At 68.7% G+C, this 21,644-nt stretch carries 22 protein-coding genes; 6 read left to right on the forward strand and 16 right to left on the reverse strand.

Features of this window, described 5'->3' with window-relative positions:
- The first annotated feature begins 45 nt into the window (after positions 1 to 45).
- The 3 genes from CFB41_RS37720 (at position 46) to CFB41_RS25390 (ending at position 2,899) form a co-directional block, all read left to right on the forward strand.
- On the forward strand, positions 46 to 477 hold the full coding sequence (locus CFB41_RS37720) for a hypothetical protein (RefSeq protein WP_143330860.1): 432 nt from the start codon (positions 46 to 48) through the stop codon (positions 475 to 477).
- A gap of 219 nt (positions 478 to 696) precedes the next feature.
- Positions 697 to 1,362: a class I SAM-dependent methyltransferase gene (locus tag CFB41_RS25385; RefSeq protein WP_179243736.1), complete on the forward strand. Its 666-nt coding sequence runs from the start codon at positions 697 to 699 to the stop codon at positions 1,360 to 1,362.
- Positions 1,363 to 1,663: 301 nt separating this feature from the next.
- Positions 1,664 to 2,899, forward strand: coding sequence for an acyltransferase (locus tag CFB41_RS25390; protein ID WP_089458340.1), 1,236 nt, complete (start codon positions 1,664 to 1,666; stop codon positions 2,897 to 2,899).
- A 76-nt stretch (positions 2,900 to 2,975) separates the two neighbouring features.
- Here CFB41_RS25390 and CFB41_RS25395 read toward each other — a convergent pair whose 3' ends face one another.
- The 7 genes from CFB41_RS25395 to CFB41_RS25430 all read right to left on the reverse strand — a co-directional run bounded on the left by CFB41_RS25395 (position 2,976) and on the right by CFB41_RS25430 (position 11,267).
- Entirely contained in the window at positions 2,976 to 3,749 is a 774-nt protein-coding gene (locus CFB41_RS25395) for an SDR family NAD(P)-dependent oxidoreductase (protein WP_089458341.1), read from the reverse strand.
- A gap of 32 nt (positions 3,750 to 3,781) precedes the next feature.
- A complete protein-coding gene (locus CFB41_RS25400) occupies positions 3,782 to 5,368 on the reverse strand; it encodes a FadD3 family acyl-CoA ligase (protein WP_089458342.1) in 1,587 nt (528 codons plus the stop codon).
- A gap of 39 nt (positions 5,369 to 5,407) precedes the next feature.
- Positions 5,408 to 6,469 carry a ferredoxin--NADP reductase gene (locus CFB41_RS25405; protein WP_089458343.1) on the reverse strand — a complete coding sequence of 354 codons (1,062 nt, stop codon included), beginning with the start codon at positions 6,467 to 6,469 and terminating at the stop codon, positions 5,408 to 5,410.
- 15 nt (positions 6,470 to 6,484) lie between these two features.
- The gene (locus CFB41_RS25410) at positions 6,485 to 7,003 is read right to left on the reverse strand and encodes a flavin reductase family protein (protein ID WP_089458987.1); all 519 of its coding nucleotides are present in this window, start codon (positions 7,001 to 7,003) and stop codon (positions 6,485 to 6,487) included.
- The gene (locus CFB41_RS25415) at positions 7,003 to 8,760 is read right to left on the reverse strand and encodes an FAD-dependent oxidoreductase (RefSeq protein WP_089458344.1); all 1,758 of its coding nucleotides are present in this window, start codon (positions 8,758 to 8,760) and stop codon (positions 7,003 to 7,005) included. Before CFB41_RS25415 ends, CFB41_RS25410 begins: the two co-directional genes overlap by 1 nt.
- 10 nt (positions 8,761 to 8,770) lie before the next feature.
- Positions 8,771 to 9,964 carry an acyl-CoA dehydrogenase family protein gene (locus CFB41_RS25420; protein WP_089442342.1) on the reverse strand — a complete coding sequence of 398 codons (1,194 nt, stop codon included), beginning with the start codon at positions 9,962 to 9,964 and terminating at the stop codon, positions 8,771 to 8,773.
- Positions 9,965 to 10,127: 163 nt separating this feature from the next.
- The gene (locus CFB41_RS25430) at positions 10,128 to 11,267 is read right to left on the reverse strand and encodes an LLM class flavin-dependent oxidoreductase (protein WP_089458988.1); all 1,140 of its coding nucleotides are present in this window, start codon (positions 11,265 to 11,267) and stop codon (positions 10,128 to 10,130) included.
- Between the two features lie 259 nt (positions 11,268 to 11,526).
- Here CFB41_RS25430 and CFB41_RS25435 point away from each other — a divergent pair, with 259 nt between their 5' ends.
- Positions 11,527 to 11,877 carry a VOC family protein gene (locus CFB41_RS25435; RefSeq protein WP_011355015.1) on the forward strand — a complete coding sequence of 117 codons (351 nt, stop codon included), beginning with the start codon at positions 11,527 to 11,529 and terminating at the stop codon, positions 11,875 to 11,877.
- Positions 11,878 to 11,928: 51 nt separating this feature from the next.
- On the opposite strand, the gene CFB41_RS25440 is transcribed toward CFB41_RS25435, so the two are convergent.
- A complete protein-coding gene (locus tag CFB41_RS25440; protein ID WP_089458345.1) occupies positions 11,929 to 12,789 on the reverse strand; it encodes a LysR family transcriptional regulator in 861 nt (286 codons plus the stop codon).
- A gap of 158 nt (positions 12,790 to 12,947) precedes the next feature.
- On the opposite strand from CFB41_RS25440, the gene CFB41_RS25445 reads away from it, so the two are divergent.
- On the forward strand, positions 12,948 to 14,336 hold the full coding sequence (locus CFB41_RS25445; protein ID WP_089458346.1) for a DHA2 family efflux MFS transporter permease subunit: 1,389 nt from the start codon (positions 12,948 to 12,950) through the stop codon (positions 14,334 to 14,336).
- Between the two features lie 9 nt (positions 14,337 to 14,345).
- Here CFB41_RS25445 and CFB41_RS25450 read toward each other — a convergent pair whose 3' ends face one another.
- A complete protein-coding gene (locus tag CFB41_RS25450) occupies positions 14,346 to 14,726 on the reverse strand; it encodes a DUF4377 domain-containing protein (RefSeq protein WP_089458347.1) in 381 nt (126 codons plus the stop codon).
- A gap of 357 nt (positions 14,727 to 15,083) precedes the next feature.
- Between CFB41_RS25450 and CFB41_RS25455 the strand changes: the two genes are divergently transcribed.
- A complete protein-coding gene (locus tag CFB41_RS25455) occupies positions 15,084 to 16,277 on the forward strand; it encodes a tyrosine-type recombinase/integrase (RefSeq protein ID WP_089458348.1) in 1,194 nt (397 codons plus the stop codon).
- Positions 16,278 to 16,323: 46 nt separating this feature from the next.
- Here CFB41_RS25455 and CFB41_RS25460 read toward each other — a convergent pair whose 3' ends face one another.
- From CFB41_RS25460 to CFB41_RS25490, 7 genes are all read right to left on the reverse strand, one after another.
- Positions 16,324 to 16,722: a lysozyme inhibitor LprI family protein gene (locus CFB41_RS25460; RefSeq protein WP_089458349.1), complete on the reverse strand. Its 399-nt coding sequence runs from the start codon at positions 16,720 to 16,722 to the stop codon at positions 16,324 to 16,326.
- Between the two features lie 160 nt (positions 16,723 to 16,882).
- Positions 16,883 to 17,101: a YXWGXW repeat-containing protein gene (locus tag CFB41_RS25465; protein ID WP_089458350.1), complete on the reverse strand. Its 219-nt coding sequence runs from the start codon at positions 17,099 to 17,101 to the stop codon at positions 16,883 to 16,885.
- A gap of 62 nt (positions 17,102 to 17,163) precedes the next feature.
- On the reverse strand, positions 17,164 to 18,321 hold the full coding sequence (locus tag CFB41_RS25470) for a DUF1501 domain-containing protein (RefSeq protein WP_089458351.1): 1,158 nt from the start codon (positions 18,319 to 18,321) through the stop codon (positions 17,164 to 17,166).
- Between the two features lie 2 nt (positions 18,322 to 18,323).
- Positions 18,324 to 19,718, reverse strand: a complete 1,395-nt coding sequence (locus tag CFB41_RS25475) for a DUF1800 family protein (RefSeq protein WP_089458352.1) — start codon at positions 19,716 to 19,718, stop codon at positions 18,324 to 18,326.
- 192 nt (positions 19,719 to 19,910) lie between these two features.
- On the reverse strand, positions 19,911 to 20,414 hold the full coding sequence (locus CFB41_RS25480; RefSeq protein WP_089458353.1) for a periplasmic heavy metal sensor: 504 nt from the start codon (positions 20,412 to 20,414) through the stop codon (positions 19,911 to 19,913).
- On the reverse strand, positions 20,411 to 20,830 hold the full coding sequence (locus CFB41_RS25485; protein WP_089442332.1) for a hypothetical protein: 420 nt from the start codon (positions 20,828 to 20,830) through the stop codon (positions 20,411 to 20,413). Before CFB41_RS25485 ends, CFB41_RS25480 begins: the two co-directional genes overlap by 4 nt.
- Positions 20,827 to 21,591: an RNA polymerase sigma factor gene (locus tag CFB41_RS25490; protein WP_089458354.1), complete on the reverse strand. Its 765-nt coding sequence runs from the start codon at positions 21,589 to 21,591 to the stop codon at positions 20,827 to 20,829. The genes CFB41_RS25485 and CFB41_RS25490 overlap by 4 nt, the downstream gene beginning before the upstream one ends.
- Between the last annotated feature and the right edge of the window lie 53 nt (positions 21,592 to 21,644).

The raw sequence follows: 21,644 nt of genomic DNA on the forward strand, positions 1-21,644 counted from the left end.
CGCCACGCGTGACGCGAACCCCGGCACGACACCTCGCAAGCACGCTTGCTGTTCGACGAATCGGGAACGCGTTGCCTCTTGCGCACGGCCGATACGACATGCGCGGCGTCCGCGACCCGATCCGATTCCCCGTTTGTTTCGATGTCGTTACATGCCGCCGATGCCCTGATCGTTCTGGCGAGATTCGTCTGCACTGACGGCACCGGGTCCACCGCAAGGCACGTGCCATGCCACGCCAATCGACGCGCAGCAAGCGTCGCAGCCAAACGCTCGCCGTCGTGCAGGGCGGAATCGGGAGAAATGTTTCAGGAACGCATCGATATTCGGCACGAGACACCGCAGCGCGCGATTGTGTGCGCACGCATCGATATCGCGATGCACGCCGAACAAGGCCTGCCGGGCGTCAGCGCACATCCGCCTCCGCTACCGTCGATCGGGTGTGGCCGCATGCTTCGAAGAAACGTTGCAAAGGTGTGACCTCGCACAGGGCGCGTGCGAGGCCGATACACAAGCGTGACCGGCAAGTCAGGGGGAATACGGATGCCGGTTCACGCATGCTGCGCGAAAGGGTCGTCGTGTGAGCAGCGGCCGGTCAGTACACCGCACCGATCCCCGCATCGCCCGAAGTTTCGTCGACCGATGACAGCCTGCCGGCGGATGATAGAATCGACCGTCCATACCCTCTGGACGGACACAATGCAAAAACTGCAGTGGTCTAGCGGAATCGATAACGAAATCGAATTCTGGTCGAAGTGGTTGGATACGAAGGGCGGTCCGTGGCCGGAAGATTTTCAGTTCCGCATCAACCCCGATACCGAAGTACATCCGTGGATAGCCGAGCTGCTGAATGGCATTCCGAATCCGAAGATCCTCGACGTGGGCGCCGGCCCGATGACGGTGCTGGGCAAGAAGATGAACGGCATGCCGCTGGACATCACCGCCGTCGATGCGCTGGGCGATCTGTACAGCCGCCTGGATTTTCCCTCGGGGCTTCCCCTCATCAAAACCCGGCAGTGCGAAAGCGAATGCCTGACCACGATGTTTCCGGCAAACACGTTCGACCTGACCTATGCGAAAAACACGCTTGACCACAGCTACAATCCGGTCGAAGCGTTTCGGCAAATGGTCGCCGTGACGAAACGCGGTGGCTTCATTGCGACCGAGCATGCGGCGAACGAGGCGCTGAACGAGAACTGGGAAGGCTTCCACCAATGGAACTTCCACGTCGACGGGCGCGATTTCCTGATCTCGAATCGAAGCGAGACGTTCAGTATCTGCCGTGAAATCGAGGGCCTGGCGACGATCGAAACGCTCTCCCCTGATCGCGCTGACCATATTGGTTGCGTGATGCGCAAACTCTGATCGGCGACGCGGGTGCGGCTATTCAATTCAGTCGCACCCATCGGAACGATTCACCACTCGCGCATTCCTGCCCCCTGAATTCGACAGTCCGAACCGGTCGGTCGGAATCGCGGCATGGTGACCGCAATCGGACATTGCTACCGCCTCCCGTGCAGATCCGGCAACGTTTTCCGGATGCAGCCATGCGTTCGATCCAGGTGCGAACCCGCATCGTCATGGCATCGCAGTTCCTTCTGGGGACCCAGCGTTTCTGACCGCCAGGTTGATTTACACTTCGGCGTCCAACCCACCTACGTTACCGATGACGAAGTCCGCTCCGCCCCCCAATAGTCAGCGCGTATTCGGGCTAGATATACTGCGCGCGCTCGCGGTCCTCCTCGTTCTGGCCAGCCATACCGTGGCGCACGGGGCGCCGCCGGCGTGGCTGCGATGGTACTTCTCGGCACAGGGAACGATCGGCGTAGAGATCTTTTACGTTCTGAGCGGGTTCCTGATCGGCAGCGTACTGATCCGGTCCCGGAAAGCGGGCAAGCTCAAGGCCCCTGGCGATGTGCTTGATTTCTGGAAGCGCCGCTGGGCACGCACGCTCCCGCTCTATGCCTTCTTCCTGCTCGTCTATCTACGATTCGACTACCACGGCCCGGCATCGCTCGACGTCGCCTGGCCGTTCTTCCTCTTTCTCCAGAATCTGGCGTGGCCGATAGGACCATTCTTCGAGCACTCGTGGAGCCTGGCCGTCGAGGAATGGTTCTACCTGTTGCTCCCGTGCGTATTTCTCGCCGCCGCAGGCATGCTGAAGTCGAACGGACGTGCGATGCTCGCAACGTGCGCCGTGTTCATCGTTGGCCCGCTTGTCGCAAGGATCGTTTTTGGTTGGCATGCCCAGTCGCTATCGGATGTCGATCGTCATGTTCGATCCATCGTCTTGTGCCGGCTGGATTCCCTGTTCATTGGGGTAATCGTTGCGTATATCCGCATCGAACGACCGAAACAGTTTGCGCGTCTTGCATCGCACTGGAAATTTGCGTTGCCGATTTTTGCCGCCCTGACGCTCTACTTCGCGTGCGGTGCGCCTTATCTCGTCACCAACGCCATCGTCCGCACCATGGCATACCCGATGCTGTCCGTCGTCATCGCAGCGTTGCTTCCCGCAGCGATGACCATTCGCACGTCGGGCAGTCGTCTGCTGGATCGTTTCATCAACTGGACCAGCCGGATTTCGTACTCCCTCTACCTGGGACACATCTGTATGCTGACACTGGTGCTCGGCATGTTTGCAAAATACGGATGGTCAATCGAAAGTCATCGCACGACACTCATCCTGTATGTCACCCTCGCCGGCTTCTATTTCGCATTCGCACATCTGACATACAGGTTCGTCGAACAGCCCTACATCCGGCTTCGCGACAAGGTCATGGGGAACAGCGATGAGCGGAGCGGGTGCAATGCTGTGAGCGCTCCCTCAGTCCGGCCGGAAACCCCGGCAAAGCGTTATCCGGAAGTGTTTGCGAAGGTGCAACACATCGAGCATCGGTAGCAGGGCCGTCAGGCGAATCGGAAATGCAAAGGCCGCTCGCAACGAGCGGCCAGCCCGTCACGTTCGGTCGGCCGAATTACAACCCATACCCTCCTGACACATTCAACTGCTGCCCGGTGATGTAATTGGCCCGGTCCGACGCCAGGAACACCGCCGCCCGCCCGACGTCGTGCGCCTTCCCCCAGCGCTTGAGCGCGAGCATCTTCTGCGTCTCGTCGATCCACGCCTGGTCGAACTGCCCCTGTTCGAGCAGCACCGGAAACATCCCGGCCTCGATCACGCCGACCAGGATCGAATTCGCGCGAATGTCGTAACGCCCTTCCTCGCGCGCCAGCCCTTTCACCAGCGCCTCGTTCGCCGCCTTCGGCGCGACCGACAGTCCGTCGCGATCCGGCCAGCGCAGGTGCCCGGCCGAGCCTAGCGTCACGAACGATCCGCCGCCCGACGCGCGGAAGTGCGGCAGCGCAGCCTTCGCCGCCACGAAGAAGCCGACCGTCTCGACGTCGATCGCGCGGCGCCAGTCGTCGTGCGTCATGTCGCCGATGTGACGCTGGTTCACGAACGGCCCGGCCGCCCAGACGACCGTGTGCACGCGGCCATGCGCGCCGATCGCCGCCGCGAGCGCGGCCTCGACCTGGGCGGGATCGGTCACGTCCACGCCGTGCGTGGTGGCCGCGACACCTTCGCCGCGAATATCGCGCGCGACGCGCTCGGCCACGTCGGCCTTGCTCCGATAGCCCAGCGCGACCGGCACGCCGGCACGCGCAAACTCGAGCGCGACACCCTGCCCGATCCCGCCGCTGCCGCCGAACACCAGCACCGCGCCCTGCGGAAACCCGTTCTCGTTCATGCGTTCACCCCGTTCATGTGATGCATCGGCGCTCAGGCCGCCGCGTCGATCCCTGCCCGCAGGCGGTACTTCAGCACCTTCCCGGCCGCGCTCGTCGGCAGTTGCTCGACGAACGTGAAATGCCGCGGCACCTTGTAGTTCGCCATGTTGCGGCGCGCCCAGTCGTTCAGTGCGTCGGCGTCGGCATGCGCGCCCGGCCGCAGCACGACATATGCATGCCCGACTTCGCCGAGCCGCGTATCGGGCACGCCGACCAGCGCGACCTGCGCGATCGCCGGATGCGCGGCGAGCAAGCGCTCGATCTCGGCCGGATAGCAGTTGAACCCGCCGACGATGAACATGTCCTTGATACGGTCGGTGATCTTCAGGTTGCCGTTCGCATCGACGCAGCCGAGATCGCCCGTATGCAGCCAGCCGTCCGCGTCGACGGTCTCGCGCGTCGCGTCCGGCTGGTTGAAGTAGCCGCGCATCACGTTGTAGCCGCGCACCCAGATTTCGCCAGTTTCCTCCGGGCCGAGCGGTTCACCGCCTTCACCCGCGATGCGCAATTCGACGTCCGGCATCGGACGCCCCGACGTATAGGCAACCGTCTCCGCATCGTCTCCTTGGCGGCACAGCGTCGCGAAGCCGCACGATTCGGTCAGCCCGTAGCCGGTCAGCACCGTCTCGAAGCCGAGCTCCGCGCGCATCCGCTCGATCAGGCTCGGCGCGATCGCCGCCGCGCCCGTCACCGCGATCCGCAGCGACGACAGGTCGCGCGTCGCGCGATCGGGTGCGTCGAGCAGCGCGTAGTACAGCGTCGGCGGGCCGGGCAGCACCGACACGCGATCGTCGGCGACGCGCCGCAGCACGTCGGCCGGCTGGAACACGAGATGCGGCAGCACGGTCGCGCCGCTCGACAGCGCGGCGAGCCAGCCGGCCTTGTAGCCGAACGTGTGGAAGAACGGATTGACGATCAGGTAGCGGTCGTCGGCGCGTACGCCGGCGATCGTCGCCCATGCCTGCGCGGCGCGCAGGTTCTGGCCATGCGCGGTCATCACGCCCTTCGGGCGGCCCGTCGTGCCGGACGTGAACATCAGGTCCATCACGGTGTCGGGCGTGACCTGCGCCTCGCGTTCGCGCACCGCGCCCAGCGGCACCTCGGCGCCGCGCGCGAGGAACGCGCTCCAGGTCTCGTCGCGCGCGCCTGAAGGCGGCTCGCCGTCGAACACGACGACGCGCTCGAGCGTCGCGGGCCGGTGCGGCGCGAGCATCGCCGGATAGGATTCGCCGAGGAAGGTGCCGCAGCAGAACAGCAGCCGTGCGCCGCCGTCGTGCAGGATGCCGCCCACCTCCATCCCCTTCATCCGCGTATTGACCGGCACGAGGATCGCGCCGACGGTGTGGATCGCCAGCGCGGCGACGATCCATTCCGGCAGGTTCGGCGCCCACACCGCGACGCGGTCGCCTGTCTCGATACCGCTCGCGAGCAGCGCGCGGGCCGCGGCGACGCGCGCCGCGTCGAGTTCCGCGTAGGTCAGCCGGCCATGCTCCGACTCGATCGCCGGATGCGCGCCGTGGCGCGCGGCTGCCCGGGCGATCAGCGCGGGCGTGGTCAGGATTTCGTTGTCCATCGTCATAGATCAGGGTGGCCGTGCGCGCCGCCGGCGCGCGACAGCTCAGTCGGGAAACACGACGCGCAGCGCGTCGCTCGCGGGCCGCGCGCAACAGGCGAGCGTCCAGCCGGCCGCGATCTCGTCGTCATCGAGCACGTGGTTGCTGTCGAGCGCGACCTCGCCGCGCTCGATCCGGCACATGCACGCGCCGCATTGCCCCATTCGGCAGGAATTCGGCGCCGGCACGCCCGCGCGCAGCATCGCGTCGAGCAGCGTTTCTCCAGGGGCGCTGTCGAACGCGAACGCATCGCCATCGAGCACCGTTTCGATCGACGCGCCATCGCCGGATGCCGAGACCGCCGCTGCGACAGTTGACGCCGTCGTATCAGCCGACGCCGACGCCTGCGCCGGCGCATCGGGCAGCGATGCAAAACGCTCGACATGGACCCGCGAACGCGGCAGCCCGAGGCCGAGCATCGCGGCCAGCGCATTCTCCATGAACAGCGCGGGCCCGCAGATGAACGTCTCCTGCTGGCTGAACGGCCGCGCGAGTTCCTCGAGATGGCGTTGCGGCGGGATGCCCTGCACGCTGTCGAGCCAATGAATCACGCGCACGCGGCCCGGATGACGCTGCGCGAGCTGCTGCAGCTCGGCTCGGAAAATCACCGAGCGTTCGTCGCGGTTCGCGTAGATCAGCGTCAGCATCCCGCGGCCGTGCACGAGCGCCGATTTCAGGATCGACAGCACCGGCGTGATGCCGCTGCCGCCCGCGAACAGCAGCAGGTCGCCATCGAGCGAGCGCGGAGTGAACACGCCGGCCGGCGGCAGCACGTCGAGCGCATCGCCCGCCTTCACGCGGTCGCACAGCCAGTTCGACGCGCGGCCGTCGCGCACGCGCTTGACGGTGATCTTCGGCGCGGCATCGATGCCGGGCGCGCTCGACAGCGAATAACAGCGCGTGACGGTGGCGTCCGCGCACGGCACGTTCAGCGTCAGAAACTGGCCGGGCCGGTACGCGAAGGCGTCGCGCAACGCGGCCGGCACGTCGAACACGAACGAGCACGCGTCGTCGCTTTCGGCAATCACGTCGGCCACGGTCAGCCGATGGAAGCGCGAATCGCTCATGTCCGGCTCCCCACGTCACGCGGCCGCACGGGCCGCCGGCGCGCCGGGCGTCGTGTAGGCGCCGTCGAGATAGACGAGCGGATCGACGTCTCCGCTCATCAGCACCTCGCGGATACGCCCGATGAACACCGTGTGCGTGCCGTATTCGAAGCGGCCGTCCTGCTCGCACACGAGGCTCGCCTGCGCGTCGCGCAAATACGGCACGCCGAGCGTCGACGTGTGCCAGTCGCCGGTCGTGAAGCGTGCCTCGCCCTTCAGGCGACCGCTGCAGTCGATCGCGATGCCTTCGTGCGCCGCCGACAACACGTTCACGCAGAACCCGGCGCCCGCGTCGAGCGGCGGATACAGCGACGCACTGCGGTTGATGCAGATCAGCAGCGAAGGCGGATCGGTCGACAGCGAATCGACCGCCGTCGCGGACATCGAGTAGCGCCGGCCGTCGTGCGCGCTGCTGATGACCGTGACGGAGCGCGCGAGGCGGCGCATCGCGAGCAGCATGTCGGTGCGCAGCGGATGGGGGGTGAGATCGCTCATCATTGGACTCCGTCAAGTTCAGTCGTGGAGGGCCGGGCGGATTGGCCGCCGGCGTCGGCCGCGCGCGCAGCCAGGTGGTCGGCGGCGAGATACCCGAAGGTCATCGCCGGACCGAGCGTCGAGCCCGCGCCGGGGTAGCTCGCGCCCATCATCGAGGCGCTGGTGTTGCCGATCGCGTACAGGCCGTCGATCGGCTCGCCGTCGGCGCGCAGCACGCGGGCATGCACGTCGGTGACGAGCCCGCCCTTCGTGCCGATGTCGCCCGCGTCGATCCGCACCGCGTAGAACGGCGCCTGGTCGACCGGCCCCAGGCACGGGTTCGGTTGGTTCCGCGGATCGCCGTAGTACGTGTCGAACAGGTTGTCGCCCTTGCCGAACGCTTCGTCGATCCCGGTGGCCGCATAGCGCGCCATGTCGCGCAGCGTGTCATGCAGGCCGGCGGCATCGACGCCGATGCGCGCAGCCAGCGCGTCGATCGTGTCGGCCTTCACGATCACGTCGAGGAATGCGGCCGGAATCCGTGAATCGGGCATCATCGACGCCGGCATGATCGGCCCGCACGGATATTTGCGGCGAAACCGCGCGTCGAACACCATCCAGGCCGGCACGTTCGCGCCGGTGCGCGCATGGTCGCGATACATCGCCGGCACGAATTCGGAATACGGCGCGGCTTCGTTGACGAAGCGCTTGCCGAGGCGGTTCACGATCACGCAGCCCGGCAGGTTGCGTTCGACGAACAGCGCGCGCTGTTTCTCCTCGCCGGCGACACCGACCGTCGGCGCGCCCCACACGTGCGCCATCAGCGCCAGCGCGCCGCCGAGCCGATGGCCTTCGGCGATCGCGTCGCCGGTGTTGGCCGGCGGCGTCGCGCTCCACTGCGCCTGCGTCGGCTGCGGCAGGTAGCGCTCGCGCATCGGCTGGTTGCGCTCGAAGCCGCCCGCGCCGAGGATCACGCCATGCCGCGCGACGATCGTCACGAGCTGCCCGAAGCGCTGCGCGCGCACGCCGGTCACGCGGCCGTCGACGTCGAGCAGGTCGCGCATCGGCGTGTCGAGCCACACGGGTACGTTACGGTCGAGCAGCGCACGGCGCAGCCCGCCGATCAGCGCGTTGCCGAGTGTCAGTCGCCGGTCGCGCCGCGTGCGGCGGCGCATCCCGAGATCCAGCCAGTAACGGCCGAACTGCGCGATCGCGAGCTTCATGAAGCCGGGTCCGCGCGAGAACAGCGTATGTGCCTCCTTCGACGTCACCGCCACGCGCCCGCCGATCAGCGTGCCGGGCGACGCCGGCCGCAGCCGGTCGAGTTCGTCGCCGAGCAGCCCGCCGTCGAACGGCATCGGATCGAGCGCGCGGTAGCCCGGCATCGCGCCCGGCACCTTCTGGAAATAGTCCGCGTATTTCGGCAGCGACTGGTAACGCACCGGCGTTTTCGTTTCCAGGTAGCGCAGCATCTCCGGCGCGCGGTCGAGATAGGTGTCGATCTTCTCGGGCGTCGATTCGCCGGCCACGCAGGCTTCGATATAGCCGCGCGCGGCCTCGCGCGAATCGGTCACGCCGAGTTCGGCGATGTGGTGGTTGCACGGCACCCAGATGCCGCCGCCGGAAACAGCCGACGTGCCGCCGTACAACGCCGTCTTCTCGATCACGACGACGGACAGGCCGCGGTCGGCCGCGCGGCACGCCGCGAGCAGCGCGCCCGCGCCCGAACCGACGACCACCACGTCGAACACGTATTGCGGTGCTTGCGGGTCGTTCATCGCGGCCTCGTCAGATGAAGAAGTCGGTGTTCTCGCGGCCGAGCATCACGGCGCCGAGGTTCTGGCCGAAACGGTCCACGTTGTTCGCGTAGTGCGCGCGGGCCGCATGCAGGTCGAGGAAGCGGCGCACCAGCGGATTGCGGTGATAGATGCCGTTGCCGCCCGCGTAGCGCAGCAACGCGTTCGCCGCCTGCGCGCAGCGCTCGGCGACCTGCGCGGACTGGTAGCGGAAATGCACGCGGCGCTCGATCGACACGGCCGGGCCCCCGGTGACGGACGCCATCAGTTCCGCGAAATTGCGCTTGAGCAGCACCTGCATCTCGTCGATCGCGACGGCCGCGTTCGCGCAGGCGTTCTGCGCGCCCGGATCGTCGGTCGTCTTCGCGCCGCTGTTGGCCGACACGCGCGTGGCCGCATAGCCGGTGAAATCGTCGAGCGCGCCCTGCAGCGCGCCGATGCACGACGTGCACACCGCGCGCACGAAGATCTGCGCGAACGGCAGCTTGAACAGCGGCGCGTCGTTGACGGTGAGGCCCGGGCTCGTGCCCATCATCCCGTCGATCGCCTTGTGCGTGCGGTACGCGGGCACGAACACGTCGTCGACGACGATGTCATGGCTGCCGGTCGCGCGCAGGCCGAGCACGTCCCAGTCCTGCTGGATCCGGTAGTCGGCTTTCGGCAGCAGGAAGGTGCGGTATTCGGGCGGCTGGCCGGCAACGGCTGGCGGCACCAGCGCACCGAGGAACACCCATTCGCACAGTTCGCTGCCGCTCGAGAACTTCCAGTGGCCCGACAGGCGGAAGCCGCCGTCGACCGGCGTCACGCGGCCCACCGGCATGTAGGTCGACGCGATCAGCGTGGACGGATCGTTACCCCACACGTCCTGCTGCGCGCGTTCGTCGAACAGCGCGAGCTGCCAGTTGTGCACGCCGACGACGCCGTACACCCACGCGGTCGACATGCAGCCGCGCGCGAGCGCCATCTGGATGTCGAAGAACGCCTGCGGATCGAGCTCGTAGCCGCCGTAGCGCTTCGGCTGCAGCACCTTGAAGAAGCCGGCGGCCTGCATGTCGGCGATCGTCTCGGCCGGGATGCGGCCCTGCGCGTCCGCCTGCGCGGCGCGGCCGGCCAGCGTCGGCGCCAGTGCCTCGGCCCGGGCGATCAGCGTGGCGGCCAGTGCGTTCGAATCGTTGTCGCGATGCACGAATGTCTCCTGTGAAGCGGGTGATGCGCCGCGGCGCGGGCCCCGCTCTCGTTCAAAGTTGTCCGGCGCGGCCTGGCCGCGGGCGATGCTCGCCACCACCGATGGTCGGCTTCGCGCGAGCGCGCCGCATCGTCCGACCGGACGACGGGCGCGGCCCGGTGCATCACGCGCAGGCGCGCGCCTTCTCGCGGTTGAAGAACGGGATCACGTGCTCGCCGATGTTGCGGATCGTCTCCATCTGAGCGTCGTGCGGCACCGTGCCCATCTGGCACAGGAACAGCACTTCGTCGACGCCGGCTTCCTGCAGGCGGCCGACATAGCCGATGCAGTCGTCCACCGTGCCGTACGCGTGGTTCGGGTTCATCATCGCGAGCGCCGGGTCGGCGAAGTTCACGACGACTTCCTCCGACGCGAAGCGCGAGCGGATCACCATCTCGCCGGTGTCGGCCTGCACGAGGTCGTCGCCCCACTTCGCCGGGTCCGGACGCTCGCCGCCCGTGTACCAGTACGCGAGCGATTCCATGAAGTAGCGCTGGCCGCGGATGCCGATCTTGCGGGCGGCCTGGCCGTCGGCCATCACGACCGTCGGGCACAGCGCGGCAAGGTGCTGGGTCGGGCGGAAGCCGACCTGGTCCTCCGGCTTGCGGTTCGCCCACGCTTCGCGATACACGGCATTCTTCTTCGCGACTTCGTCGGGGCCGCCGAAGCCGAGCACCAGCGCGCCCATCCCGCGCTGGCCGGCACGCAGCAGCGCGTCGGTGTTGGTACACGCGAGGTACATCGGCGGATGCGGATCCTGGAACGGCTTCGGATGGATCGGACGCTTCGGAATCTTGATGTACTTGCCGTCGTGCTCGATCTCGTCCTGCACGAACATCTTCGGCACGAGGTACATCGATTCGTCGATCATCGGCTGCAGTTCGTCGAGGTCGTAGCCGAACGCGCCGGCTTCCTGCTGGCTGCCGCCCTTGCCGACGCCGAAGTGCACGCGGCCGCCGGACAGGATGTCGAGCAGCGCGACGCGCTCCGCGACCTTGATCGGGTGGTTCATCGCCGGCGGCAGGCACACGACGCCGTGGCCGAGGCCGATGCGCGTCGTGCGGCCGGCCAGGTACGCAAGGAAGGTTTCCGGCGCGCTCATGTGCGCATAGTTGGTCAGCGACGTGTGCTCGACGCACCAGATCGTGTCGAAGCCGACCTGCTCGGCGAGCAGCGCCTGTTCGACCGTCTCCTTGAATACGCGGTGGTCGCCCTCGCGCGATGCGTCGGTGGTCTGGGCTTCGTAGATGAGGGAAAACTTCATTGCGTGCGTCTCCATGGTTGTTGGACGAGTCGGGGTCGTGCAGGCCGCCCGCACGATACGGACGAAGCGCGACGGTCCACGAATGGAAGTGTCGGCGCGCGCACGGACGCGGGCATCGTCTGTTCGGAGTACCGGCGCGCCCGCGGGGACAGAGGGGTTTCACCGTCATCCGATCGGACTGCGTGAGCGCGCAGACGGCGCGCTAGCATCGAACGGCGGGCGCGTGGCGCGCACCGACCAACGACAACGGAGAGAGGGAATGAAGGTATCGATGCTGCTGTATCCGGTCGACGACATCGACACGGCGCTGCCGCTGTTCGTCGACGGACTCGGCCTGAACGTGAAGTTTCGCGACGGCGACCGTTATTGCGCGCTCGACGGCGGCCCGCTGACGATCGCGCTGGTCGCGGGTGACGAGCAGATCGTCGAGCGCGCGGCGCTCACACTGCGCGTCGACGAGGACGACGACCTGTATGCGGCGATGGCGCGGGTCGTGAAGGCCGGCGCGTCGGTGCGCGTGCCCGTGCAGGCCGGGCCGCACGAATACCGCGCGGTGCTGGAGGACAAGAACGGCGCGCTGCTCGTAATTTCGCAGAAACGGGCCGCGTGACCGCACGTCGCACGGGCGCCGGATGCGGGCGCCGCGTGCGCGGCGAGTTGGCTAGGCGTGCGCGCCCGGCGTGCTCAGGTCGCTCGCTTCGAGCAATTCGAGCAGCGTGCGCGCCGGCTGGCTGAGCCGCTTCGCGGCCAGCGCGATGAATTCGATGTCGGGCAGCACCGGCAGCGCGTCGCCGTTGACCAGCGGCGCGAGCCCGCGCGTCGACAGATAGTGCGACGTCGCGGTCAGGCCGAGCCCCGCGCGCGCCGCCGCGATGCAGCCCGGCTGGCTGCTGCTCGAACACACGACTTCCCAGCCGATCCCCTTCTCCGCGAGCGCGTTCAGGACGATCGCGCGCGTCACGCTCGGCTCGGCGACCAGCACGAGCGGCAGCGGCCGTTCCGGATCGACGACGGTGCCGAGCCGCGCGACCCATTCGAGCCGCGTGCGCAAGAGCGGCGTGCCGCGCCGTTCGCCGAGCCGCCGCTTGCCGATCATCAGGTCGAGCGCGCCCGCGTCCAGCCCTTCATAGAGCCGGCTCGTCATGCCGGTGGTGATTTCCAGCGCGACGTCCGGGTGCGCGGCGCGAAACCCGGCGAGCACGTCCGGCAACGCGACGAGCGCGAGGTCGTCCGGCGCGCCCAGCCGCACCCGCCCTTTGAGCCTCGGCTTGCGAAACTGCGATTCCGCGCGGTTCAGCGCCTGCAGGATCACGTTCGCATGCACGAGCAGCGCCTCGCCGTCGGTCGTCATCGCGATCGAATGCGTGTCGCGCACGAACAGCCGCCGGCCGACGCTCTCCTCGAGACGACGGATGTGTTCGCTGACGCTCGACTGGTTGAGCCCGAGCTGCCGGCCCGCTTCGGTGAAGCTGCGGCAGTTCGTGACGATCGCGAACGTGTTGAGCCAGACGGGATTGAGCATGGCGCATTGTCATCGGCAATACCGATGACAGTCAACGCCTTCAGGCAGCTTCCCGATGACCATCGTAATCGGTACCATCGTGCGCTTGGAGACCGGCAGGTGCCGCGCAACCGCGCACAGGCGCCTCCCGCGCCGGCCTTTGCCCCACCGATTTCGCCATGTCCCGGGAACCCACACACTCCGCGCTGCTCTGGATCGTCGCCGCTGCCTTCTTCATGCAGTCGCTCGACACGACGATCGTCAACACCGCCCTGCCTTCGATCGCCCAAAGCCTGCATGCGTCGCCGCTCGCGATGCAGCCCGTCGTGGTCGTCTATACGCTGACGATGGCGATGCTCACGCCGGCGTCCGGGTGGCTGGCCGACCGGTTCGGCACGCGCCGCGTGTTCTCGCTCGCGATTCTCGTGTTCGTGCTCGCCTCGATCGGCTGCGCGGCGTCTCATACGCTCGGCCAGCTCGTCGCCGCGCGTGCGCTGCAGGGCATCGGCGGCTCGATGCTGCTGCCGATCGGGCGGCTCGCCGTGCTGCGCCGTGTGCCGGGCGAACAGTACGTCGCGGCGATCGCGTTCGTGTCGATCGCCGGCCAGCTCGGCCCGATCGTCGGGCCGACGCTCGGCGGCTGGCTCACGCAGGCGATCTCGTGGCACTGGGTGTTCATCGTCAACGTGCCAGTCGGCGTGGTCGGCTTCGTCGCCGTGCAGCGCTACCTGCCGCACGACCAGGCGCACCAGCCGCCGCCGTTCGACTTCGTCGACTGTGCGCTGCTGTCGGTCGCGATGATCGCGCTGTCGCTCGCGATCGACCCGCCGATGCCCGCGCATCGAGCCGCCTGGGCGGCCGGGCTCGCCGTGGTCGGGCTGGCGAGCGCGCTTGCGTATCTGCCGCACGCGCGGCGCCGCGCGCAGCCGCTGTTCCGGCTCGGGCTGTTCCGTGAGCCGAACTTCGGCTCGGGGCTGCTCGGCAACCTGCTGTGCCGGATCGGCACGAGCGCCGTGCCGTTCATGCTGCCGCTGCTGATGCAGGTGCAGCTCGGCTATACGCCGCTGCAGTCGGGGCTGATGATGCTGCCGGCTGCGATCGCGGGCGTCATCGCAAAACGCTGGATCGCGCCGCTCGTGAAGCGGTTCGGCTATGCGGCATTTCTGGTCGTGAATACGGGGATCGTCGGGTGTGCGATCGCGGGGTTCGCGCTGGTGTCGGCGCGGCCCGCGCCGCTGCTGGAAGGCGCGCTGCTGATCGTGTTCGGCGCGGCGAATTCGATGCAGTTCGCGGCGATGAACGGCGTGACGTTGAAAGGGCTGTCGCATGCCGACGCCGGCAGCGGCAACAGCCTGTTCACGATGATGCAGATGCTGGCGATGGGGCTTGGCGTGTCGATCGGCGGCGGCCTCGTCAACCTGTTTGCCGCCTATTGGGGCTCGATGGCGCACGGGTTCATGCTGTCGTTCACGTGCATGGGCGTGGTGACGCTGCTGTCGTCCGTCGTGTTCCGGCGGATCGATACGGCCGCGCCGCCGGCCCGCGCGGCCGCGCGCCCGTCCGCGTGAGCGCGGCCGTCAGTTCGCCTGGCGGCGCTCGACGACGCGCTTGAGCACCCAGCGGATCGACGAACCGTCGGCCGGCGGCTGCGCGACGCGGTACTCGTCGATTTCGAGCGTGTACAGGTAACCGGGCTGGTATGCGAAGCCTTCGATGCCGGCGTACCACAGGCTCCACGGCTCGTTGGGGCTGTTGCGCACCTGCAGGCACTCCATCGGCGCGACGCCCGTGCAGCGCGCCGATTGCGGCGCGACATACACGGTCCTGGTCACCGGCTTGCTGTCCGCCGGGCGCACCGCGTTCGGCTGCGTGGCGACCGCATCGGTCTGGCATCCGGCGAGGAGCGTGCTGCCGGCAATGACGGCCGCGCCGAGCAGTGTTCTGGATGGGCGAATCATCGGATGTTCCTCTGGAAGCGTTGAAGGGCCGATTAGAGGCCCCCACGACAAGAAAGTTCACAAATAGCTTACAGAAAGCAATCCGCCACGTTCCTTCGACGGATATCGCGCGCAAGTCGACACGTTACCGTGTTCCGGTTCGGCCGCACGTGTCGTCGCCGGCGGGTCGCCCATGCAGCGGTTCTTGCGCTGATCGGCATCACATGACAGGCGATGCTCGTCGGGACGTTGCCGAACGACATCCCGCCGGCTGAGCGAAGCGATCGTGTACCATCGGCGCTTCCCGACATGCCTGATCGCGTTGTGTCCGTCCGCCCTTTCACGTGCGTACGATCCGCGCAGCGCCCCCCGCTTCGCATGACCTCACCCGTTCCGTCCGACACCGCGTTGCGCCCGCTGCCCATCGATGCGCTGACCGTGCCGGCCGCGCTCGACGGACGCTCGGGCACCAACCGCTCGAGCAGCGCGCATCCGCAGATTGCCGCGACCAACGACCTGGACGCGGTGCGCGCGTGGCTCGCCCGCTTCGTCGATACGCCGACCACCTTCCAGAACTACCGCAAGGAAGCCGAACGCCTGCTGCTGTGGGCCGTGATCGCTTGCGGCAAGCCGCTGTCGTCGCTCACGCACGAAGATCTGGTCGTCTACCGCCAGTTCCTGCTCGCACCCGCGCCGGCCGAGCTGTGGTGTGCGAACGGCGGGCGCAAGCATCCGCGCGACGATCCGCGCTGGCGGCCGTTCTACGGGCCCCTGTCGGCGGCCAGCCAACGGCAGGCGCTGGTGATCCTGAACGTGATGTTCTCGTGGCTCGTGCAGGCCGGCTATCTCGCCGGCAATCCGCTCGCGTTGTCGCGCCAGCGGCAGCGCCGGCCCGCGCCGCGCGTCACGCGCCATCTCGGGCAGCCGCTGTGGCAGTCGGTCAAGGATGCCATCGCCGCGATGCCGCGCGACGACGCGCGGGCACGCTTCCATGCCGATCGCGCGCGCTGGCTGTTCACGCTGCTGTATCTCGGCGGGCTGCGCATCACCGAAGCGGCCGACACGACGATGGGCCAGTTCTTCTGCCGGCGCGACGCGGACGGGTGCGACCGCTGGTGGCTCGACGTGACGGGCAAAGGCGGCCGGCAGCGGCTCGTGCCGGCCACCGACGAGATGATGGCCGAGCTGTCGCGCTACCGGCGCGCGCACGGCCTGCCCGCGTGGCCGTCCGACGGCGAGGCCACGCCGCTCGTGCTGCCGGTCGGCCGCGCGCGCAAGCCGCTCACGCGCGCCGCGCTGCACCGGATCGTGAAGCAGGTGTTCCGGCACGCGGCCGACCGGCTGCGCGCGAACGGCGAAGCCGGCGAGCAGCAGGCGCGCGTGCTCGAACAGGCGTCCGCGCACTGGCTGCGCCACAGCGCGGGCTCGCACATGGCCGACGGCCGCGTCGACCTGCGGCTCGTGCGCGACAACCTCGGCCACGTGTCGCTCACGACCACGAGCCAGTACCTGCACGCGGACGACGACTGGCGGCATCGCGAGACGGAGGAGAAGCACCGGATCGGGTGGTAGGTGTGCGCCGATCCGACGGGGCGCGGCTCGTGCGACGCGTCCGCGTTCAGCGAGCGAGTTCGAGCCCGCCGAGACCGCCGTTGCTACGGCATTTCGCGTGGTCGCTTTCGGCCGGCACGTCGATCTGCCCGCACAGCACGTCGATGCGCTTGCGGTAGCTGTCGATCAGGCACTGCGTCGTCGTGCAGCGGTTGCGCGCCTTCAGCCACGCCTTCTGGCTGGCGATGAACCGGTGATATTCGGGCGGATCCTCGACCGGGTAGTTGGCGAAGTCATCTACGACGTGCTGGTAATCCGCGTTGAGCGCATCGTCGAGACGCGACAACGCCGGATGGGTGCAGATTTCGCGCTCCACGAACGTGGAGGCTTTCGCGCAGTTGAACGACGCGGCGTACGCGCCGGTCATGCCGGCCGCAACCGCCAGCGCAACGAGCCATGCTTTCATGGGGGTGCCGTAACGAGGAAAACGGTGGCCGCGGATCGGCTCGCCGTGACGGGCAAACGGACATGCCCGTGGCCGCGATCCCGAAGCTTAGGTCAACGCATGTCGCATTTCAATACGCTGCCCGGCACCTGCGCCACGCGGCACGTCACACCGCGCGCGATCAGTACACGCCCACCCAGTGCCCGGGCACCCATGCCCAGTGATTGCCGGCCCACCGGTAATGCCCCCTCGCCCAGCGATAGCCCGGCGCCGGCATCGGCGGCGGCACCTCGACGACGGGCGCCGGCTGCGGCGGCCGCACGGGTTCGACCACGCATGCGGACATCAGCGCCGCACTGGCCGCGACCAGCATGGCGAGCGAAACGGATCGGATCTTCATCGTCTTGCATTCTCCCTTTTGTGTAGTGGATGGATTCATTGCCGACGCGGCAACGCCGCGCCTCACGCGGTTCCGCGAATCAGCCCGCTCATCGGCCGCGTCGCACCGCTTTCCGCAAACAGCGCGGACGCGGTACGGTGCGGATCGAGCCGCAGGCTGTCGGCGGCGGCGCCCGAAATCAGCGCGTCGAGCGACGCGGTCGGTTTCAGGTCGCGCCCTTCGTACAGGTCGCCCGGCCGCAACCCCGGCCAGTCGGCAATCACGCGGCCGCCTGCGACCGCGCCGCCCGCCAGCATCGCAACCGACGCCTGCCCGTGATCGGTGCCGCCCGTGCCGTTCGCGGCCGCCGTGCGGCCGAACTCGGTTGCGACCAGCACCGTGGTTTGCTGCCACGCGGGCCCGAGGCCATCGCGCAGCGCGGCGAGCATCGTGTCGAGCGCCTTCAGCTGATTCGCGAGCCGTGCGTTCTGCGCACTGTGCGTGTCCCAGCCGCCCGTCTCGATCATCGCGATGCGCGGGCCGTCGTCGCGCGCGAGGAACGTCGCGGCGAGCTTGCCGACGCCCGCCGGATCCTGCCGCGCATGCGCATCGCCGGCGAGGCCGCGCGCGTCCATCGCCGACTGCCACAACGGGCCGAGCTGCGCGTCGGCTTCGTAGAGCGCCGACACGCGTGCGAGCAGGTCGTCCGGCGCGGCCGGCAAACCGGACGGCGCGTACGACGCGGCCTGCACGGTGCCGCGCAACGCGAGCGGCACGGTCGGCGCGAACGCGATCGCGCTTTCGCGCGTGGCCGGCAGCAGCGCGGCGAGCCGGTTCAGCCAGCCGTCCTTCACCTGGTACGGCGCGCGGCCACCCGTCTCGAGCACGTTCTGCCCGTCGAAATGCGAGCGGTCGCGATACGGCGACGCAATCGCATGAACGAACAGCGCCTGCCCGTCGCGGTACAACTGCGCGGTCTGCACGAGGGACGGATGCAGTGCGAACGTGCCGTCGAGCCGCGTCGCGGCCGACGTGTCGATCGCGAGCGGGCCGCGCAGCGACGCATACGCGGGCTCGGCATAGGGCACGACGATGTTCAGGCCGTCGGCCGCGCCGCGCTGGATCACGAACACGAAGCGGCGATCGGTCTCGACGTTCGCGAACACGATCCGCGGCGCGACGAGGATCGCGCCTGCGCCGGCGGCGGCCACGCTCAGGAATTGTCGGCGGGACAGTGCCATGGTCATCTCCGTTGGAAATCGGGTGAGACGAGCAGCAGCGCGAGCGACGTGGTCGCGCTTTCGGCGCGCGACAGCGCGGCCGCCGTCGGCGCGCTCAACGAACCGGCGAGCAGCGTGTTGCCGAGCGTGCGCGGGTCGAGCCGGTCGCCCGTGCGGGCGGCCAGCCGCTGCGCAAGCTCGACACGACGCACGAGCGCATCGGGCGCGGCCCAGCTCGCGGCAATGTCGTCGTAACCGGCCGGCGAGCCGGGCCGCCACACCGGCTGGCCGAGCTGCGCGAGCAGCGGCGCGGCCTTCAGGTCGCCCGTGTCGCGCCAGCCGAGCCCGCGCAGCGACGACACGGCCCACTCCCACGGCGTCTTGAACTTGCGGTTGACCGGCGACCACGCCTCGGGTGCATCGACGAGCGCGCGATAGACGGTCGGCAGATCGCCGCCGCTTGCGTCGAACGCGCGCGCCAGCCGGTCGGTCAGCGCCGGCGGCGGATTGTCGGCAACGAAATGACGGGCCAGCTGGAACGCGATGTGCCGGCCGGTCGCCTCCGAGTGCGCGAGGTCGTGCAGGATCGCGCGCGCCTGCGCTTCGCCCGGCTGGTCGTAGCTGCGCCCCATCACGGTCCGCACGCCGGGCTCGTGCAGATTCGGGCGAAACACGAACGCACCGGGCGCCGCATCGCCGGGCTGCGGGCCGCGCCCGCCGGCGATGCTCCAGCCGGTCAGCGCACGCGCGAATTCCGTCACGTCGGCCTGCGTGTATCCCGTGCGTACGCCGAGCGTGTGCAGCTCCATGATTTCGCGCGCGAGATTCTCGTTCAGCCCGCGTTTGGCCGACGGATTGCGGGCTTCGGCACGCAGCGCGGCCGGGCTGTCGGGGCCGACCGAGCGTGCTTGGTCGAGGAAAAGCTGCATCGCGGGATGCTGTTCGACGGCGACCAGCATGTCCTCGAAACGGCCGAGCACGTGCGGGCGGATCGCGTCGCGTTCGAACGCGCCCGCATAGGCCGCCACCGGCCCCTTGTCGACCGATACCGCGAAATGATTCGCCCAGAAATGCACGAGCCGCTCGACGAACGGTGCGGGCGTATTCAGCGCACTGTTCGTCCGCGCGACGACGGCGCTGCGATACGTGTCGTTGCCGTCGCGCCGGATCGACTGCTCGGTCGCGCGCTTCGTTGCCGGATCGTTGGCCGTCATCGCATTGCGCGCGTTCGCGAAGCGCGTCGCGAGCGCGACCGCGTCCGGTTCGCCGGCCCATGCGGCCGGCCGTGCGTCGTAACGGTCGAATTGCGCGACGAGCGCTGCCTTCGGGTCCGCCGGCGGCGCTTCGTCGGCGCGCGCGCCGAGACCGAAGCGGTTCAGCGCGATGGCGGCCGGTGTGATGTCGTTCGGGTGGTCCATGACGAGTACTCTCGCGATGCGTACTCGTGTTGAACGTCGGTCAGCGGAAAATCCGTCGCCGGACGGCCAAGTATTTTCCGGACCGGGGGGATGCGGCACATCGGACGCGGTGCCGTGCGGACCCGGTGCGTATCGGCCAGGGCCGATCGCGCAGGTCGGCCGGCCCCGTGCGCGCGGGCTGCGCGCTCGCGCTTACTGACTCGCCGCGTCGCCCCGCTTCTTCTGCCACTTCGGCGGCAGCCGCCAGTTCCCGCTACGCCGCAATCCGTCGACGAACTTCGCGCGCTCGTCCGGCGTCAGCGTCGCCGCGAAATCGACGACACTGCGCTCGACCTGCGCACGCAGCGCCGTATCGGCCGCACGCGTGCGCTCGAGCGCCGCGTCGATCGCCGTGCGATCGAGTTGCGGCGCGGCGAGCAGATCCAGCACGGTGATCCGGTCGTCGCGCCCTTCCCGCGCGAAATCGCGGCCGTCCTTGCGCGCCGCCTTCAGCGCCGCATCGAATTCCTGCTGGCGCGCGTCCGGCAATTCGTCCGCGGCGAAACGCAACGCGGTGTGCGACGCCGGTGCGCCCGCCGCCCGCAGGTCGCGATGCGTCGAAAACCACTGATACGCACCGCCGCCGATCGCGCCGAGCATGAATACGTTCAGCACGACCGAGCCGACGAGGATGAATTTCCAGCCACGTTCAGTCATTCATCACTCCAGTCCACGCTCGGCCCACCGAACGTCGTCGTCAGATAGCCCGGTTCATGCTGCGACGTCGGCACGCCGCCGAGCATCAGCATCGACACGGCCACCGCACCCGCGAGCGCGCCGGCCAGGCCCACGCCCGCGAATGCCGCGCCCGACCACCACACGGCGCCCCGCCGCCGCGCGCGCCGCGGGGCGGGCGCCGTCGCGACGATGCGCTCGACGAGCGCCGGCGCGGGCGGTGCGACCGTATCGTTGGCGAGCCACGCATCGAGTTCGGCGGCATCGTCCAGCGCGGCCAGTGCGTCGCCCGGATGCGCGCGCGCCCATGCCTCGGCGGCCGCGCGCTCGCCGTCCGGCCAGCGCCGCGCATCCGAGCCGTACGCGGCGACGATGGTACGAAATCGTTCGGGTGTCATCGGATGTCCTCGCTAGGTGAGTCGCCCGCCAGTTGCGCGCGCAAGTTTCGCCGCGCACGTGCAAGCAGGCTTTCCAGCGCGTCGACGGTAATGCCCATCAGGTTGGCCGCCTCCACGTTCGACATTTCCTGATAGTACTGGAGCACGAGCGCTTCGCGCTGCCGCGCCGGCAACGCCGCGAGCGCCTGCCGCACGCGCGCGTCGCGCGAGCGGGTCTCCGCGCGCGTGGCCGGCTCCGGTTGCGGATCGGGCACGTCGGGCAACACGTCGACCGGTTCCTCGCGGCGGCCGCGCAAGCGGTCGTAGCACAGATTCAGCACGACGCGATGCAGCCACGTGTCGAACCGTGCCTCGCCCTCGCGCCAGCCCGGCGCCTGTTTCCAGATCCGCAAGAACGTCTCCTGTGCGACGTCCTCGGCTTCCGTGCGGTCGCCGAGCATGCGCGTCGCGAGTGCGAGCAGCCGCGGCAACTTGCGCGCGACGAGCATGCGCACGGCCGACGCGTCGCGCGCGCCGACCCGTGCGACCAGCGCCGCATCCGGATCGCCGTCGCTCAACGCGGGGCGCTCCAGCGCATCGCGCGTCTGGGCCGCGGCGCGATCGTTGACGCGCCCGCCGGCAGACTGAAACTCATCGTCGTGCTCTCCTTGCATGCGCCGCGCCATTACCCGGCCCCGCCCCAGTGGCGGTTCAAGATCGCCGCGCGCATCGCGCACGGCCTCGGCAAGGTCCGTTTCATCGGCATCCGTTTCAGGCTGCATGGCGATCGGGTCGATCGGGCGCCGGCCGCCCGTTTGCGCGAGCGGCGGCCGGC

It is taken from the genome of Burkholderia sp. AU33803, assembly GCF_002223095.1.
GTDB lineage: Bacteria > Pseudomonadota > Gammaproteobacteria > Burkholderiales > Burkholderiaceae > Burkholderia.